The organism is Mesobacterium pallidum (assembly GCF_019966535.1).
Taxonomy (GTDB): Bacteria; Pseudomonadota; Alphaproteobacteria; order Rhodobacterales; family Rhodobacteraceae; genus Mesobacterium; species Mesobacterium pallidum.
In genome coordinates this window covers 1-16,089 of record NZ_JAIMID010000008.1, presented here as the reverse complement: position 1 = coordinate 16,089, position 16,089 = coordinate 1, and the positions used below count along the sequence as shown (strand labels likewise).

At 68.2% G+C, this 16,089-nt stretch carries 17 protein-coding genes and 1 tRNA gene; 1 reads left to right on the top strand and 17 read right to left on the bottom strand.

From position 1 onward, the window contains the following. From MF270_RS12795 to dapF, 12 genes are all read right to left on the bottom strand, one after another. Positions 1-1,170, bottom strand: a complete 1,170-nt coding sequence (locus MF270_RS12795) for a phage late control D family protein (RefSeq protein WP_238366290.1) — start codon at positions 1,168-1,170, stop codon at positions 1-3. Then, a complete protein-coding gene (locus tag MF270_RS12790; protein WP_238366289.1) occupies positions 1,167-1,493 on the bottom strand; it encodes a hypothetical protein in 327 nt (108 codons plus the stop codon). The genes MF270_RS12795 and MF270_RS12790 overlap by 4 nt, the downstream gene beginning before the upstream one ends. A 9-nt stretch (positions 1,494-1,502) precedes the next feature. Next, complete coding sequence (locus tag MF270_RS12785; protein WP_238366288.1) at positions 1,503-2,129, bottom strand: hypothetical protein; 627 nt, start codon at positions 2,127-2,129, stop codon at positions 1,503-1,505. Further along, positions 2,119-2,343, bottom strand: a complete 225-nt coding sequence (locus MF270_RS12780) for a hypothetical protein (RefSeq protein WP_238366287.1) — start codon at positions 2,341-2,343, stop codon at positions 2,119-2,121. The genes MF270_RS12785 and MF270_RS12780 overlap by 11 nt, the downstream gene beginning before the upstream one ends. Continuing rightward, positions 2,340-3,716: an ATP-binding protein gene (locus tag MF270_RS12775; protein WP_238366286.1), complete on the bottom strand. Its 1,377-nt coding sequence runs from the start codon at positions 3,714-3,716 to the stop codon at positions 2,340-2,342. The genes MF270_RS12780 and MF270_RS12775 overlap by 4 nt, the downstream gene beginning before the upstream one ends. Position 3,717: 1 nt before the next feature. Next, the gene (locus MF270_RS12770) at positions 3,718-4,698 is read right to left on the bottom strand and encodes a Pvc16 family protein (RefSeq protein WP_238366285.1); all 981 of its coding nucleotides are present in this window, start codon (positions 4,696-4,698) and stop codon (positions 3,718-3,720) included. 1 nt (position 4,699) lies between these two features. Further along, positions 4,700-5,668, bottom strand: a complete 969-nt coding sequence (locus tag MF270_RS12765) for a hypothetical protein (protein WP_238366284.1) — start codon at positions 5,666-5,668, stop codon at positions 4,700-4,702. Beyond that, entirely contained in the window at positions 5,665-6,462 is a 798-nt protein-coding gene (locus MF270_RS12760; protein WP_238366283.1) for a hypothetical protein, read from the bottom strand. Before MF270_RS12760 ends, MF270_RS12765 begins: the two co-directional genes overlap by 4 nt. Further along, positions 6,462-6,974, bottom strand: a complete 513-nt coding sequence (locus MF270_RS12755; protein ID WP_238366282.1) for a phage tail protein — start codon at positions 6,972-6,974, stop codon at positions 6,462-6,464. Before MF270_RS12755 ends, MF270_RS12760 begins: the two co-directional genes overlap by 1 nt. Positions 6,975-7,016: 42 nt before the next feature. Next, on the bottom strand, positions 7,017-8,582 hold the full coding sequence (locus tag MF270_RS12750) for a phage tail sheath family protein (RefSeq protein WP_238366281.1): 1,566 nt from the start codon (positions 8,580-8,582) through the stop codon (positions 7,017-7,019). A 442-nt stretch (positions 8,583-9,024) separates the two neighbouring features. Further along, a complete protein-coding gene (mtaB, locus tag MF270_RS12745) occupies positions 9,025-10,284 on the bottom strand; it encodes a tRNA (N(6)-L-threonylcarbamoyladenosine(37)-C(2))-methylthiotransferase MtaB (protein ID WP_238366280.1) in 1,260 nt (419 codons plus the stop codon). Beyond that, positions 10,281-11,120, bottom strand: coding sequence for a diaminopimelate epimerase (gene dapF / locus MF270_RS12740; RefSeq protein WP_238366279.1), 840 nt, complete (start codon positions 11,118-11,120; stop codon positions 10,281-10,283). Before dapF ends, mtaB begins: the two co-directional genes overlap by 4 nt. Positions 11,121-11,228: 108 nt before the next feature. Between dapF and MF270_RS12735 the strand changes: the two genes are divergently transcribed. Beyond that, positions 11,229-11,304 (top strand) — tRNA-Lys (locus MF270_RS12735). A gap of 52 nt (positions 11,305-11,356) precedes the next feature. Here the strand turns inward: MF270_RS12735 and MF270_RS12730 are convergent. From MF270_RS12730 to MF270_RS12710, 5 genes are all read right to left on the bottom strand, one after another. Further along, positions 11,357-12,337 (bottom strand): tyrosine-type recombinase/integrase, encoded by a 981-nt coding sequence (locus MF270_RS12730; RefSeq protein WP_238366278.1) that lies wholly within the window; start codon positions 12,335-12,337, stop codon positions 11,357-11,359. A 400-nt stretch (positions 12,338-12,737) separates the two neighbouring features. Further along, positions 12,738-13,067 (bottom strand): DUF2190 family protein, encoded by a 330-nt coding sequence (locus MF270_RS12725; RefSeq protein WP_238366277.1) that lies wholly within the window; start codon positions 13,065-13,067, stop codon positions 12,738-12,740. A 1-nt stretch (position 13,068) separates the two neighbouring features. Continuing rightward, entirely contained in the window at positions 13,069-13,284 is a 216-nt protein-coding gene (locus MF270_RS12720) for a phage head-tail joining protein (protein WP_238366276.1), read from the bottom strand. A gap of 1 nt (position 13,285) precedes the next feature. Next, on the bottom strand, positions 13,286-15,067 hold the full coding sequence (locus MF270_RS12715) for a prohead protease/major capsid protein fusion protein (RefSeq protein WP_238366275.1): 1,782 nt from the start codon (positions 15,065-15,067) through the stop codon (positions 13,286-13,288). After that, a complete protein-coding gene (locus MF270_RS12710; protein ID WP_238366274.1) occupies positions 15,057-15,998 on the bottom strand; it encodes a phage portal protein in 942 nt (313 codons plus the stop codon). Before MF270_RS12710 ends, MF270_RS12715 begins: the two co-directional genes overlap by 11 nt. Positions 15,999-16,089 lie beyond the last annotated feature (91 nt).

The window sequence follows — 16,089 nt, the reverse complement described above, 5'->3', positions numbered from 1 at the left end:
TCAGAACAGGGATGAGATGGCGGACAGGGCAGAGGCGAGGGGCGGCGCGCCAAGGCTGTCCGCGTCGCCGGTGGCGTTGCGGATCAGCTGGAACTGCTGGCGATACCCCTCGGGCGTGAACTGGTGCGTGACGCTGTCGACGTAGTAGAGCCCGCCATTGCGTTCGCCCGTGCCATCCACGCGGACGGTGCGGCCGGGCAGCAGCACATGGCCGTAGAGCGTGCCGTCCAGCTCTCCCGTCGCGGTGATCTTGAAGGCGTTCTCGTTGGCGAGGCCCTGCGCGCGGGCGCGGGTTTCTTCCTCGGTCTCGTCGCCCTCCTTGCTGACCCGCAGGACCGAGGGCGTGCCGACCCCCGCGCCCGAGGCCGCGCAGGGCGTCTGGCCCAGCAGCGGCAGGTCGGGCGTCACCTCCTCGGTGATCGGGTCCGAGCCTTCCTCGCGCGGGGCGAGCTCGAAGGCGATGGCGTCGGGCTTTTGCGCATCCTCGGTGACGTTGAACGACAGGCAGTTGGTGGCGGACCCGGCATAGACCATGATCGTGGCCTGCGGGTCACTTTCCAGCTGCATCGGGCCGAAATAGACTTCGCCCGCCAGGAAGGTCAGCTCGAACCCGTTGGCGCGGGCGCGTTCGCGCAGGAACTGGATCGGCGTCGCGTCCTGGGTCAGGCTGCGGCTGGCGGCGCCGTCGGGGCCGGGCAGCAGCGACAGGGTCAGGGCCTGGATCGATTCTTCGACGATGCTGCGGTCGGTGGCGGGCTGGTCCTCGGACCCCCAGACCTTGCGGACCTGTTCGCGCCCCAGCGCGGCGCTGTCGTCCTGCACCTCGAGGGTCAGCTTTGCCTCGCCGCCGTTCTGCGGGTAGGTCGGTTTCAGCTGGGTGATGTAGCCGCGCAGGACCTCCTCCACGTGCGTCTGGAAATCGGCCGAGATCACGATGGGCGTCCAGGCGTCGAAGAGCCCGGAATCAGCGGCCATCCAATTGCCGGTCTCGTCGCGCCGGTCGTCGATGGTCAGCGTGGCGGTCGCCGCCTCGGCCCGGCCGACGCGGACCTCGATATGCGACACCAGCGCGGCGACCGAGCCGATGTCGGCTTGCGCCTCGCCCACCTGGATCAGGACGGAGGCCGCCTGCCGGAAGCCGGGGTCGAGCAGTTGGGCAAGCAGGCTCATCGCGTGCCCTCCCGCCGGCGGGGCACCAGCAGCGTCTCGCCGGTCTTCTCATGCGCGACCTCGCCCTCGGCCGTGTCCCACACCAGGTCCTCGGGGAAGATCACGTCGGGGTTGCCATCCGCCAGCCGCCGCCAGTCGCGCGGGTTGCCGTAGTAGTTCTGGCCCAACTGGTCGATCCGGTCGCCGACCGCGACGCCATGTTCCAGCACCGGCTGCGGCGCGGGGATCGCCCGCGCGCGGGTACCGCGAAAGCCCCGGGTGCCGTCCTCGGGCGGATCGAAGGGGGGAAGATCCTCGTACCAGCTGCCTTTGAAAAACGCCATCTCAGCCCCCTATCCCATGCCGCCGACGAGGTTCAGCGCGGTGCCCATGGTCTGGCGCACCTTGTCGGCCAGGAAGAACGGGTTCGCGCTTTCGATCACCTGCATGGTCAGCCCCATCTCGGCGCGGTAGGGCATGAGGTTGGGCAGGTGCATGGTTTCCTTCTGGCTGACGCTGGTCAGGAAGACCGGCAGCAGCTGCAGCCCCCAGGCAAAGACCAGCACGCTCGCCACCTCCTGCCGCTCGAAGGCGCGCGCGCCGGGCAGGCCGAGCGCCGAGAGCACCTTGACCCCGCCCGGCCCCTGCGCCTTGGGCTCGGCCATGGCGCGCAGGGTGTCGATCTGCGGCTGCACGCCCATGGTGGCGGCGATCGGATCGCCCTCGTTCAGCTTGTCAGTGGCGTCGAGAAGGACGGTGATCGAAAAGCTCTCGGCCTGCATCTCGACCCCTTGGGAGACACGGGCGGTCTCGAGCGGCGTCAGGAAGTCATAGCCGCCCCGCGCGCCGGGCGCGTTGCCGGTGCGGACGGTGACGGTGCGGGTACGGCTGATCTCGGTCGGGTTGAAGCGGAAGACCAGCGCAAGCGGCGGCAGGGTCAGCCCGTATTCGAACAGCATGCCGCGCGTCTCAACCGCCATGACGCCCCCCTTTCGCGGCCTGCGCCACGCGGGTCGCCAGCACCGGGCCCATCTGGCCGTGGGCTTGCAGGGTGATCGGGCCCAAATTTGAACTCTGAGCCGCACCCTTCTCGGTCAGCGCGCGGCCCAGCGCCTCGGCGATGGCGCGGGCGTCGTGTTCAGCGGTGCCGCGCATATGGGCCGGCAGGGTCAGGGTCAGGCGGCGGATCTTCATGGGGCCTCCTCCAGGTACTCGGCCAGCAGCCCGATTTCGGACTTGCGCACCTGCCGGGTGTCCTTGGTGAGTTCCGCCCAGACGGCGCGGGCAAGGTGCGGCAGGTCGATGGGGCTGCCCGCCTCGGCCGCCAGCACGGCGGCGTAATCGGCCGCGTTGCGGATCGACCCGCCCGACAGTCGCACGGCCTGGCCCAGCGCGGGCAGGTTCACTCGAGGGGCGATCGGGGCATTGCGTGGCAGCAGCACCTGCCAAAGCCGCGCGCGCGCCTCGGCATCGGGGGCGGGGAAATCGACGATCAGCTGGAAGCGGCGCAGGAAGGCCGTGTCCACGTTGCTGCGCAGGTTCGTGGTCAGGATCACCGGCCCGGCGTGACGTTCAAACCGGGCGAGCATATGGCTCACCTCGAGGTTCGCATAGCGGTCGCGGGCGTCCGAGACCTCCCCGCGCTTGCCCAGCAGCCCGTCCGCCTCGTCGATCTGCAAGACCGCGTTGCGCCCCTCGAGCGAGTCGAGCAGGGCGTTCAGGTTCGCCTCGGTCTCGCCCACGTATTTCGACATGATCCGCCCGAGGTCGAGCGCATACAGCGCCCAGGGGCTGCCCGTCCGCCGCGCCAACTCGTGCACGATGACCGAGGCGGCAAAGCTCTTGCCCGTGCCCGACCCGCCGGAAAACAGCGCCAGCGGACCGTGGATCGGCCGCGCCTGCCAATCGGTCACCAACATCTGCGCGCGGTGGACCCAGGCGGCGAAGTCGTGCAGCCGGCGCAGGGTTGTGTCTGGCAACACGAGGTCGGACCACTGCCCGATCCGCTCGACCAGGTGGGCGCCGGGGGGCGGGGCGAGTTCGGTGTCGCGATGCAGCAGCGCGCGGATCAGCGCGGGGCCGGGGCGGAGTTGCGGGTTGGGGCTTATGCCCTCGATCTTCAGAAGGCCCAGCCGCACGGCGGGGGCGGTGGCATGCAGCCGGTCGAACATCAGCCCGACCTCGGCCCCGGTGCCCAGCATGAGCAGCTCCTGCACCAGCGCGACACCGGGCCAGGGGCTGGCAAGTTGCGGTTGCAGCGATTGCAGGCGCGGCCCCAGCGCGGGCGCGGCCATCGGCGCCAGCGCGAGGATCATCAGGTCGAGGTCCAGCCGGGTCAGCGTCGCCAGCGCATCCTCGGCCAGGTGACGGGCAAGGCCGGCCCAGGCGCCCGCCTCGCGCCCCTGCATCACCGCGTCGTTCAGCGCGTCGAACCGCTGGGCAAAATCCTCGGGGAGGGTGTCGCCGGTGCGCGCCGCCTCGGCCATCGTAAGCAGTTCGTGCACGCGGGCCCATTCGGGGTCGAGCATGGCCTGGCGCAGGGCATGATCCTCGGAATGCAGGGTCATGTCACGCGCCTCCGACCGTCAGCATCAGCACGTTGCCGGCCGTGGCGCCGGGGGGCGCCTTGGGCCGGGCGTAGATCCGGGCGCGGTCGCCCGTCGCGGCGTCGATCAGCGTCACGGCGATGGCCGCGCCCGGATCGTCGAGGTTTCCGGACGTGACCGTATGGTCCTGCGGTGCCTGCGCCTCCTCGGTGCCGTCCTCGCGGGTCCATTCGACGATCACCTCGGCCGCGCCGCCCGGCAGGCCGGTCAGGGCGAGCGGCGCGTTGGCCGCACCGGGCGCGACGGTCAGCGTGCTGGTCAGCCCGCCTGCGTCGCGGAACATCACCACGGGCAGCCAGTTCCCGGGCACCACGCCCATCGGCGTGGGCGACAGGCCCGGCACGGCATCAGCGCGGACGTCCAGCACGGCGGCGCGGACCGGGGTTGGCGGGGTCACATAGGCCAGCGGCTCGACCGGGATCAGCGCCAGCTCGAAAGCGGCCGAGAGGCGATAGGCCAGCTCGCCGCCCTGCGTGGTCCAGATGTGGTTCATCTCTTCCATCGCGGGCGCCTGCATCACGCATTGCATCTGGTAGAAGGTCGTCTGCGGCGCCAGCGCGGCGGCCTCGGGGCTGCCGGGCGTGGCGGGCAGGATCAGCGGCATGACCGGGTCGGACTGGATCACAGCGATGGCATGGCCAAGGATGCGCAGGTCGAGATCGGTCGCCCCGTCTTCGTCCTGCGCGCGGGGGAAGGGGGTCAGCAGGATGCTGGCCCGGACGAACTCCGGCTCACCCTTGTCGCGGTCGGCGTGAAAGCCCGAAGGCGCGAGGCGGTAGACGAAGACGTTCAGGATATCCGTCCCGGCCTGCGCGTTCTTGGCTTGCTCCGAGGCGCGCTGCGGCGTGTCCACGGTGACCGTCACGCCCTCGGGGAAGCGGTCGGTCAGGTACTCCGCGAAACCCTGGATCGCGGTCGACAGGGACGAGGGGCCGAGGGCCATCTCACAGCCCCCCGAGGTAACGACTGCGGGCGAACCGCGCGAAATCCTGCGCGGTGCCTTGGCCCGCGCGGGCGGGCTGGCCGGGTTCGTGGATCACCACGTCGACCTGGTCGATGACCACCTTGGCCGGCCCCGGGGGGATCGCCGTCTCGGCCCCGGGACGCAGCCCCGGGTCGGTTCCGTGAGTGGCGGTCTGGCGATCCCCGTCGAATTCGGGAAAGTCGGGCGCGGCCGCGTCGATACCGACGTCGCCGCCCATGTCGAAGGCGGCTTGCGGCGCAGCCTCGCGGCGCATCGGGCTGGCGCTGGGCACGTCCGGCTCGCCCGACAGGTCGTCAGGCGGGACGGCGGTTTCCGCATCCAGCCCCTCGGCATCGGGCGGGGTCATGCGGCGGAGGGTCTGCATCGCCTCTTCCTCGAGACGGCGGAGGGGCTGGGCGGCTTCTTCCTCCTCCTCGCGGCGGAGGGTTTGCAGGCTCTCCTCTTCTTCCTCGGGCTGCCGGCGGAGGGTCTGCATGGCCTCCTCCTCCTCTTCGAGGCGGCGCAGGGGGAGCGTCTCTTCCTCCTCCTCCGGCTCGCGGCGGAGCGGTTGCGCGGCCTCTTCCTCCTCGTCGCGGCGGAGGGGTTGCATGGCCTCCTCCTCTTTTTCGCGACGGATGGTTTGCAGGCTGTCCTCTTCCTCCTCCGGCTGGCGGCGAAGCGGCTGGGCTTCTTCCTCTTCTTCCTCGCGGCGGAGGGGCTGCATGGACTCTTCCTCGTCCTCCTCGCGGCGAATGGCCTGGGCCACTTCTTCCTCCTCCATACGTGAAAGTATGGTGCGCACAGCCGTGGCGGGCGCCGGGGCCCGGCGGAGAGGTTGCGCGGCCTCTTCCACTTCTTCCCGCCGCAGGGGGGCTAGGCCCTTGGGCCGGAGCGTCCGGGCAGCACCCGGCACGCCGGCGCGGGACTTGAGGCGGCTGAGCAGGCTCATCTTGCCCCCCTCCGGCCGTCCGCGGCGATCATGGCCGCGTGACGGCGGCGGCGGGCGCTTGGCAGGGCCAGGATCGTGGGCTCGTCCCAGCCGTAGCACCGCGCGATCAGGAAGATCTCGCGGTCCAGCCGGTCGGGCGCGGGAAAGGCAAAGTCGAGCGGGTCGAGCCGGGCCGAGACGCCGGCCCCGCAATCGGGACAGGTGGACTGGATCTCTTCGGCGACATCGGGCGTGGCCTCGTCCAGCGCCGCCTCGATCGCGGCAAGGTCGCCGGGCGTAAACCGCGCCGCCTCGGCCTGCGCGCGGTCCGACAGGCCGGTCAGCCCGGCCAGGGTGCGCCGGTCGGCTGTGCTGTCGCGCGACAGGTGATCCTCGGTCAGGCCGTTCGGCACCTCGAACCGGCGCGGGCCGAGCGAGGTCTGGACGGTGACCAGCGGGTAGCCTTCCAAAGGCTCGGAGCGCGGCACCTGTCCGAGGTCGAGATGCAGGTCGTACTCCCCGCCGCAACCGTCGCAGCGGCCGGAAAACCAGCCCCGCGCCGGAAAGAACGCCCGCGCGGCCCGCAAGAGCAAATGCGCCCGCGCGCCCGTGGCCAACCGCCAGAGCAGCGAGGGCGTCGCGGCCTCTCCGCCCACCCGGTCGAACAGCGCCGTGAGCACCGCCGTCACCCGCTGCGGCCGGGGCAGGCGGGGTGTCAGGGCATCGGCCAGCTCAAGCTCGACCCGCCCGGTCAGAACGCGGGGCAGGGCCGAGGGGAAGGCGACGGCCAGGGTATCCGGCGCGCGGTCGGGCATCACGCCTCGGCCGGTTCCGCCACCGCCGCGTCGCGCACGAAGCCCTCGTAGGCCAGCGTGATCGACTGGATGCCGATGGTGTTCATGTTGTTGGCGTCGAATTCCGGCAGGGCCTGGTATTCGGTCACCCAGGCGCGGCGCAGGTGGTACGAGATCGCGGGCGTGCCCTGCAGGTTCATCACGTTCACCACCACGTCGCGGCGGAAGTTGACCAGCGACATGCCGGCGTCCCCCTCGCCCACGTTGTTGACGGAATTGGCCCATTCCTCGAACACCGGATCGTGGCTAAGGCCCTGTTCCAGCGTCACGTTCTCGAACTTGGTGCCGCCGGGCATGGCGCGCTGGTGCGACGGATCGCCTGCGGCGCGCCAGTTCACGACCTCGGTCGTTTTCTTGAGCGCGCCCATCTTGGACAGGCCCGCCACGGCCTTGCCGTTGATCACCACCTGGAACTTGAAGGTGCGGTAGGGGTCGTAGCGATGCGCATTGGCGGGAAACATCGGGGCAGCCATCGGTCAGCCTCCTTTTTCATGGGGTTGGGATAGGGGCGGGCCTCAGCTGGCCTGCCCGACCTTCTGCTGGATCTGGACGACGACGAACTCGGCCGGTTTCAGCGGCGCAAAGCCCACCGCCACGCGGACGATGCCGGCGTCGATGTCGCCCTGGGTCATGGTCGAGCCCAGCCCGCAGTTCACGAAATAGGCGTCGCTGGCCTTTTCGCCCTGGAAGGCGCCGGCGCGGAACAGACCGTTCATGAAATCCCCGACCGAGGCGCGGAGCGAGCCCCAGAGCTTGTGGTCATTGGGCTCGAACACCACGGCCTGCAGCGCGCGGTAGAGGCTTTCGCCGATCATGTTCTGCGTCCGCCGCACGGGCACGTAGCGGTATTGCGGCTTGGCCTTTGTCGCCAGCGTCCGCGCGCCCCAGACCACGGTCGGGCCGATGATGGCCCGCAGGCAGTTCACCCCCCATTCGTTGAGGTTGTCCTGCAGCGCATTGCCGATCACCACCGTCGGGCCCAGCCCGCCGCGCACCGAGGCCTCGAGCCCCGCCGGGGCCTTCCACACGCCGCGGGTGCCGTCGATCCGACCCCAGATCCCGGCGGCAAAGGGCGCCGGCCCGATGTTGAAGGTCTTGGGCAGGTTGCCGGCCAGGTCCGGGTCGTAATGCGGGTTCTGCACCGTCATCTGCGGATAGTAGAAGGCCGAATAGGGCGAGGTCGGGAACCCCTGGTCCTTGACGTCCTTGGGCGTATTCAGCGCCGTGCCGTTGCCGTCCACGATCACCATGCGGTTCTGCATGAACTCGGCATGGGTGATCGCCTCTTCGTAGGTGGTCTTGTCGTCCTGCCAGGTCTTGCCGGGCAGCACGATGATCGACACGTCGCGGTAATCCTTGAGCTTTTCCAGCGCGCTGGAATAGGCCGCCTTGCCCGGGCTGCCGCTGTCCACGCCATCCTTGAGCGCCGCGCGCACCGGCAGGGCCGCGCCGCCGGCTTCTTCGACCACCTTGATGGTGATCATGGTCGAGGCAGCGCCCACGCGCGCTTCGGCAAAGGCGGGCGAGTCGGGGTCGAGCGACAGCCCCGTGATCACCTCGAGCTCGTCCTCGAAGGCCTTCTTGGCGACGTCGTTCTCGCCAAGGCTTTCGGCGGTCTGGGTGCCGATGACCAGCGTGACCAGCGAATCCACCCCTGCGTCGCGCATTTCGACCAGCAGGGTGTCGGCCCATTTGCCGGGCGAATTGGCGGTCACCGTCACCTTGTAATTCTTGGCGCCCAGCTTGACCTTGAGCTCGCCGGTGCTTTCCTTGGCCGCGTTGGTGGCGACCGGCACGATATAGGCCTTGGTGCCGCCGTTCGAGAAATAGGCGTTCACCGCCAGCCCGAACGGGTCCGCGTCGCTGCCGTTGTTCTTGACCCCGCCGGGGCCGCCGCCGACCGGGCCGAAGAGGGTTGCGTATTGTCCGACCGAGCTGATGAAGACCGGGGCGCCGTCGCCATTGACGGGGACGCCGCGGTCGACCTTGCCGATGAAGGCGGTGACCGAGGTCGAGGCAGCCTCGATGGACAAGGCGCCCGAGGGGACGTGTTCGATGTAGACGCCGGGGTGCTGATACATGGCGCGAAGGCTCCCTAGTGATGACAGGTCCGGGACAGCTCGGCCGAGCGCGCCCCGCGTGACGGAGGCCGAAACTCGCCGTATCGCCAATGTCATCCGGCATGCCTTTCCCGGTCCCGCGCGGGCGGGGTCAAAGGCCTGGCTGGCCTTGGCATGTCGTCCGGGACGGGGGCGCGCCTTTGGGGATCGGAAATGCCGTCAGCGTGACGGGAGAATGCGCGTCCCTTGCCCTTTAATGAGAATGTGCAAATGCGAACTTCAACTATTAAGAGCATGGCAGATTCTGCCATTTTGAATCAAGTACGGAATTCCTGACGGTGCCCTGGCTGGGATGGCAGGGATTTCAAAGGGTTAGGACATGAGTCCGAAAGGCATGTTTGCCGGTCAGCAGATTCTTGCCTGACGTAAAGTCATTTCGCGGTATGGGCGAGTGCCCGAAAGGTCAGGCGGCCGCGCCCTGCAGGACCTGCCCGTCATGGCCGATGATCCGGGCGCGGATGATGGCGCCTTCGGGCTGGTCTTCGGCGAATGTCACCTCGGTGAATTGCGCGGTGCGGCCCATGCGGGGGCTTTCCAGCAGCACGTCATGGATCTGCCCCTGCTGGGCACACAGATGCGCCGCCACGCGCAGCGTCCCGGCCGCGCGCAGCCGCGCCGCGCGGTCCTTGATCGCCGGCCCCTTGACCTGCGGCATCCGCGCCGCCGGGGTGCCCGGGCGGGGCGAATAGGGGAAGACATGCAGCCAGGTCAGCCCGCATTCTTCGACCAGCTTCAGCGAGTTGTCGAAGGCCGCCTCGCTTTCCGTCGGGAAGCCGGCGATGATGTCGGCGCCAAAGACCATGTCGGGGCGCAGGCGCACGGCCTCTTCGCAAAAGGCGATGGCGTCGTCGCGCAGGTGGCGGCGTTTCATCCGCTTGAGGATCAGGTCATCGCCGTGTTGGAGGCTCAGGTGCAGATGCGGCATCAGGCGCGGCTCTGTCGCGATGGCCAGCATCAGGTTCTCGTCCGCCTCGATCGAATCGATCGAGCTGATGCGCAGGCGCGGCAGGTCCGGCACCAGCCGCAGGATCCGCATGACCAGGTCGCCCAGGCGCGGCTCCCCCGGCAGATCGGCACCCCAGGAGGTCAGGTCGACCCCTGTCAGCACTACCTCGTTGAAGCCCTTGTTCACCAGCCGCTTGATCTGATCGACCACGACCCCGGCGGGAACCGAGCGCGAATTGCCCCGGCCATAGGGGATGATGCAGAAGGTGCAGCGGTGATCGCAGCCATTCTGCACCTGCACATAGGCGCGGTGGCGGCCGAAGCCGTCGATCAGGTGGCCGGCGGTTTCGGTCACCGACATGATGTCGTTGACCTGCACGCGCTCCGTCTCGCCGATGAAATCGGCGGCGAGGCCGGCCCAGGTCTCGGGCTGCATCTTCTCGGTATTGCCGATGACCGCGTCCACCTCAAGCATGGCGGCAAAGGTCTCGGGTTCGGTCTGCGCGGCGCAGCCGGTCACGATCAGCCGCGCCTCGGGGTGTTCGCGGCGCAGCTTGCGGATCTCCTGCCGCGCCTTGCGCACCGCCTCGGCGGTCACGGCGCAGGTATTCACCACCACGGCATTGTCGATGCCCTGCGCCTCGGCCAGTTCCTTCATCGCCTCGGTCTCGTAGGCGTTGAGACGGCAGCCGAGGGTCGAGAAGACCGGCGGCTTCATCCCACCTGCTCCAGCCAGCGGGCGGTGAGGACGCCGTCAAAGACATGCGCCGTGGGGCCGGTCATCCAGACGCCGTCCTCGCGCCAGTCGATATGGATCGTGCCGCCGTCAAGCTCGATGGTGACGGTGCGGCCCGACAGGCCCCGCCGCGCTGCCGCCACCGCCGTCGCGCAGGAGGAAGAGCCAGAGGCGAGGGTGATACCCGTGCCGCGTTCCCACACGCGCATCCGTAGGTGATCGGGCCCGATGACCTGCGCGAATTGCACGTTGGTGCGCTGTGGATAGAGCGGGTCATGCTCGACCAGCGGGCCGCGCGTGGCGAGGTCGATGGCGGACACATCGTCCACGAAGAAGGTGCAATGCGGGTTGCCCATCCCGGTCGCGGTCGGCGCGCCCTCGATGGGCAGCTCGAGCGTGTCCATCTCGCGCGCCAGCGGAATCTCGTCCCACGTCAGTTGCGGCGCGCCCATGTTGACCGAGGTCAGGCCATGACCCGCGTCCCTTGCCAGCAGCGTGCCCCGGTCGGTGGTCAACACGAGCGCATCGCGCCCGGTCTCGTCCATCAGGTGCCGCGCGATGCAGCGCGTGGCATTCCCGCAGGCGGCCGAGGCGCTGCCGTCGGCATTGAGGAACACCAGGTGCGCGTCACCATTGCCGCGCGGCGGTTCGATCACCGCCAGCTGGTCGAACCCCACCCCCATGTGCCGGTCGGCCAGCGCCAGCGCGAGCGCGGGCGAGACGGTCACGGGGCGCGCCCGTGCGTCCAGCACGACAAAGTCGTTGCCCAGCCCGTGCATCTTCATGAAGGGCAAATTCTGATGGTCCTGGCGCGTCATGGCGGCGCATATACGCCCTGTCCGGGGATGAATCCATAGAGCCGTGCGATTTCGTGATTTTTCGGGGTTGACCCCGGTCGCGGGTGTTTCTAGAAGCCGCCCCACAGTGGGCCGTTAGCTCAGTTGGTAGAGCAACTGACTTTTAATCAGTGGGTCGCAGGTTCGAATCCTGCACGGCTCACCACTATCCAAATGCGTGAAGCAAAATCAAAGCCTTAGCAGGCGAATTGTCAAACCTATCCTAGCGGTTTGACAGTTGGGGAACTACTCCCTTCTTCTCTGCCGATGCGCCCAAGCGCCTCCGCAGCCTGTTGCGCCAGCATCTTCCGACTCGCCGCGACGGTGTAGCGGGTCACTTCCGACAGGGTTTTGTGCCCGCTGATGGACATGATCTGGTGCGGTGTCAGCCCGGCTTCGGCCATGCGACGGCAAACCGCTTTTCGCAGCCCATGCGCACTCAGACCATCGGGCAAGGCCCGTTTCCGCTTCCCGTCCCGTTCCACGGTCACGTCCTTCACCATGTCACGGAACCAGTTGGTGAAGCTCTCCGGGGTGAGGGCGCGGCCATCGTCTGCGGCCCGGTCGGAGACAAGGAAGGTCTCTGTCTTGGGCAGCGAATCGAGCACCGCTTGAAGCTCCGGCAGGATCGGAATGTCCACCGGCTGCCCCGTCTTCTGTTGCACGATGCTGATAAAGCCGTCCTTGACGTTGGCAGGCCCCATCCTCACCAGATCGGAACGCCGCTGCCCGGTGTAGAGCAAGAGCATGAGCGCGGTGTGCGCCCGTGTGCCCGGCTGGTGATAGTTGAGGAAGGCGGCAATGTGCTCTTCCTCCCATGTGGTGAAGCCGGTCGTCTTGGCCCGGAGCTTCTTGACGGTCACGGTCGGATCGTCGGGCCGCCAGCCCAAGTCAATGGCATGAACCATGAGCGTGTGCAGCATCCGCAGAAGCCGGTTGGCGCTGGACGGGGTGTCAGACCGCTCCGCCATGATCTTCTGAATGTGCCGCTTTTCGAGCTTCGCCACCCGCTTGTCCCCGTGGTCCTTGCGGAAGCGTTCGAGGATGTTGCGATAGACGCGCTGCGTCGACGGGCTGAGCCCGATGAAGTCTGGCGTCTGGTAGTAGCTGGCGATGAGTGCGCCAATGGTGCCCGGGACGCTCTTGGAGCGGCCTATCTGGACCTTCTCGCCCTGCATGGCCTTCTCATAGGCTGCCATGAAGTCGGGGCTCCACGGCAGCCCGGGCAGCGGGCTCCGGGGGAAACCGGGGCGGCGGAAATACCATCGCGGCTTGCTGTGCCTATCGGCAAACCCCTGACAGTATCGGGGTGGTCGTCGGAGAATTTGGTTCATGGTCTAGTCCCATTCGTTGTCATCGGGACTGTCACCATCCTGCGAGTCGCAAGTGTCGTGCAAGGAATCAATGGAAGCGTCCAGCGTTCGCACGTCCCAGAGGGTGCGGGCATAGACCTTCAAGGGCCGGGGCATGAGCCCGTCAGCCATGAGCTTGTCGAAGGTAGAAGGCGACACGCCAACATAGGCAGCCGCCTCCGGGCGCGACAGAAGACGCGCGGTCGGAGGCGGCAAGGCCCTATGACGTGCCGGGGCGTTCATCGTCTCAGCCGTTGAGCCGCACGTTGACGGTGCCACTGGGGTTGGCGGCGGCGGTCACGGCCAGCCCGATTTCCGGGTTGTTGCCGGTGTCGTCGTCGGTCGTGACCAGCCCGGCGGAGTCGTCCCAGTAGACGACGGCCCCCACGGTGAAGGCGTCGGTGCTCACCTTGGGCATGGTGAAGACGCCCACCGTCACAAGGTCGAGGTCTTCGCCAATGGCGGCGTCCCCGGCGGCGATGCCGAAGAGGCTGCCCACAAGGACGCCTTCGCCCGAACTGGCGGCGGCGGTCGCGGTCACGGTGATGTTCTCACCCTTCTGCACATAGTTCTTCATCTCAGAGTCCTTTCGAGGTTCGGAAGAGGATGGTGGACGGCGGCTTGGACTGAGCCGCCGCAATCTCGGCGTCGAGCGCCGCCAGCGCCCGGGCCATCTCGGAGTCGGACTTGTAGACGACGGTTTCGCCGTTCTGGTCCCGGAACTCCCGTGCCCCGGTCATGCGGGCGGCATGGAGGTCCGCCCGCATCTTGGTCAGCTCAGCCACGGTCGCCATCTCAGTCGCCCGGGTTGAGGTAAGCGCCGCGCCAGTCGACGGCACCACAGCCGAAGTCCAGCACCACGCGGAACTCCATGCCCAGCACGTCCCAGCCTTCGCGGGACGCCATCTGCGGCCCCTGAGCGGAGCTCAGATAGCTGTATTCGAGCACAGGCAGCGCCGCCGGGTCCGCGAAGAGATACCAGCTCTCATCGGTGATGCGCGGCTCCACCAGCAGCGTCAGCCGCCCGGTGAAGGGGTTGGCGTCGGTGAAGGTCGTGGCGTAAATCTGAGCAAGGACTTGCTCCGCTTGGGTTTCGAGCTCCGGCCCCACCAGCAGATATTTCGGCGTGGCGTTGATCGGGGTCACACCGTCCAGCGCCTTCATGCCGCGCATGGCCTTCCGGGCCACGTCCAGAGCGGTGATGTCCGCCACGCTGCCCAGCGACGTGCCCGGGCTGGCAAGGTTGCCGTGATCGGCATGGAAGAGCGCGGTGGCGTCTTCGCCCATCGTCGGGTTGGACAGCAGCAGCGACAGCAGCAGGTTGGCTTCCGTCTCCGCCGCCATCCGGCCCGCCGTCGCACCCCAGTCGCGGAACGCGCCCAGATCGTCGTTGATGAGCGCCTTGCGGCTGATAGCGAACTGGGTGGCGTAAGTGTCGAGCGCATAGGACTCGGACGCTTCCGCCCGGCTGGTGTGCTTGATCTCACCCGACTCGCTCACCTCGCCCAGAGTGCCGATGTCGCTGAGCTTGAGCCGCGTCCCGGGCCGGAAGTCGGCCAAGGTCGATTGCCGCGCCAGCGTCGTCTTCACCGGGCTCTGAGCCGCCTGATAGGCCGCCACCAGCGTCCGGTTGCCGGTGCTGGTGAGAAGCTGGGGGAAGTCGGACGAGGTGTGCATGGCAGCCCGGAAGAGCTGGTCGGCGTCCATCGCCCGGGTGCTGGTGCCGGTGGCCTCCACGCAAGCCCGCGCCACGTCGAGCAAGCGTTCGCTCATGTAGGGCCGCGCCGCGTCCGACGGGGCTTCGCCAGAGACGCGGGCATAGAGCGCGTCGGAGCGGTGTTGCAGGACCGTGGCGGGGTTGTCTGCCTCGCGGGTCGCCGTGCGGATGCGCGGCGTGGTGCGGCCACGGTCCTGCATTGCCTCAAAGGCTTCCGCCCGGGCTTCGGTGATGGACAGCTCTCGGTCCACCATGTCGTCCGCCTGTTCGCTGGTCATGCCAGCGGAACGGGCAATTTGCCGGATTGCTGCCCGGGTCTGCGCCCGGTCGTCTTCGCGGGTTTCGGTGGTGATTTCGATTTCGTCGGGCTCCATGTCCTGACTCCTGAAAGTTGCGCCAAGATCGGCGGGGATTGGGACGGCGGAGACTTCAAAGATACGCCACGCCGCCGCCGTCCTCAGCCGGGCGCGGGAATTGGAGGGCTCCCAGCGGGTGACGCGGTAGCCTATGGAGACGCCGCGCAGAGTGCCTTCGCGGATTCGATCCACCACGGGGGCAGCGTCAGCGGCAGAGCTCAGCCGGATGGTGGCGACAAGTGCCCCCGGCTCCATGCGATAGGCGGTCACGGTGCCCACCACGTCGCGGGCGGAGCCCTGCCGGTGCCCGTCGAGGACCGGAGCCCCCACCAGCCCGGAAAGGTCCAGCCCGGCGGGGTCCAGCCGTTCGGTGAAGCTGCCCCGCGCATCGCGCCGGGTCACGTCCGCGAAGGTGGAGATAACAGCCTCCACGGTCATGGCGTCGGAGTCGAAACTTGCAGGCGTCAGGTCGCCGCGTCGGAAAAGAAGATCGTCAAGCGGCATTGTCGGGCTCCTTGGGCTTGGGGGTGTGCGGGGCGGCGGCAATCTCCGAGTCCAGGTCTTCCAGTGCCCAGCCCCGTTCGGCCACGGCTTTGCGGCGGCTGGTCAGCCCGGCTTCCAGCTCCGCCACGGTCGCTTGCACGTCCTTGAGCGGGTCAACCTGCATGGGCTTCGGAGGCAGCCATTCCGCCGCCAGATAGGCCCGGGGGTTGGACTCGAAGTCCGGGGCCGCCAGCTCGCCCGAGAGGACGCCAAAGGTGACGACGCGCCGCCAGATCGGGCGAAGAAGCTGGGGAACAAGGGTGCCATACTGGACTTGCTCCACCCGCTGCCGGAACGGCAGCAGCCCGGCCCGGAGGCTGGAATAGTTCGCCCCGGTCAGATCGCCGGAAAGAAGGTGCTCCGGCAGCCCCAGCCCGGCGGCAAGCTGTTGCAGGTTGAGGCGAAGGAACGCGCCAATCTCTTGGGTCTGCCCGGGCGTGTTGAACTTCACGTCATAGCCGGTGGGCAGCCGCTTCATGGTGCCGGGCTCAAGGCCGGTCTCCATGATGCCACCCGACTCCGTGCCGTCATAGGGCTCGCCCGCCGTGCCGTTCATGTCCACAAGGAAGGCGGAGTGCATCGCCGCGACCTTCACCCCGACAAGCAGCGCATCACAGAGCTGGTCAAATTCGGAGGCGGGCAGGATGACCGGGGCCAGCCAAGAGACGCCCCGGACCTGCCCCGCCGCCAGCGGCTTCATAATGTGGAGAATGTCATCCGCCGGAACCCGCACGGGCGGCGCGTAGTTGGCGAACTGGTCATGCGGGCGGCTCGGGAGGACGTGATAGGCCACCCGGTTGCCGTCCGGGTCGAACTCCACGCCCTGCACGATGCAAGCCCCTTCCGCCAGCTCGCGTGTCAGGGACTCGTCCACAAGCTCGGGCGGGATCAACCGGAGCTTCGGCCGGTCACGTCCGTCAAGGTGGTGTAATTTCCCGGATGGCCTGAGGGCATGATCAGGCGGCTTTCGTTGTTATGCTGAG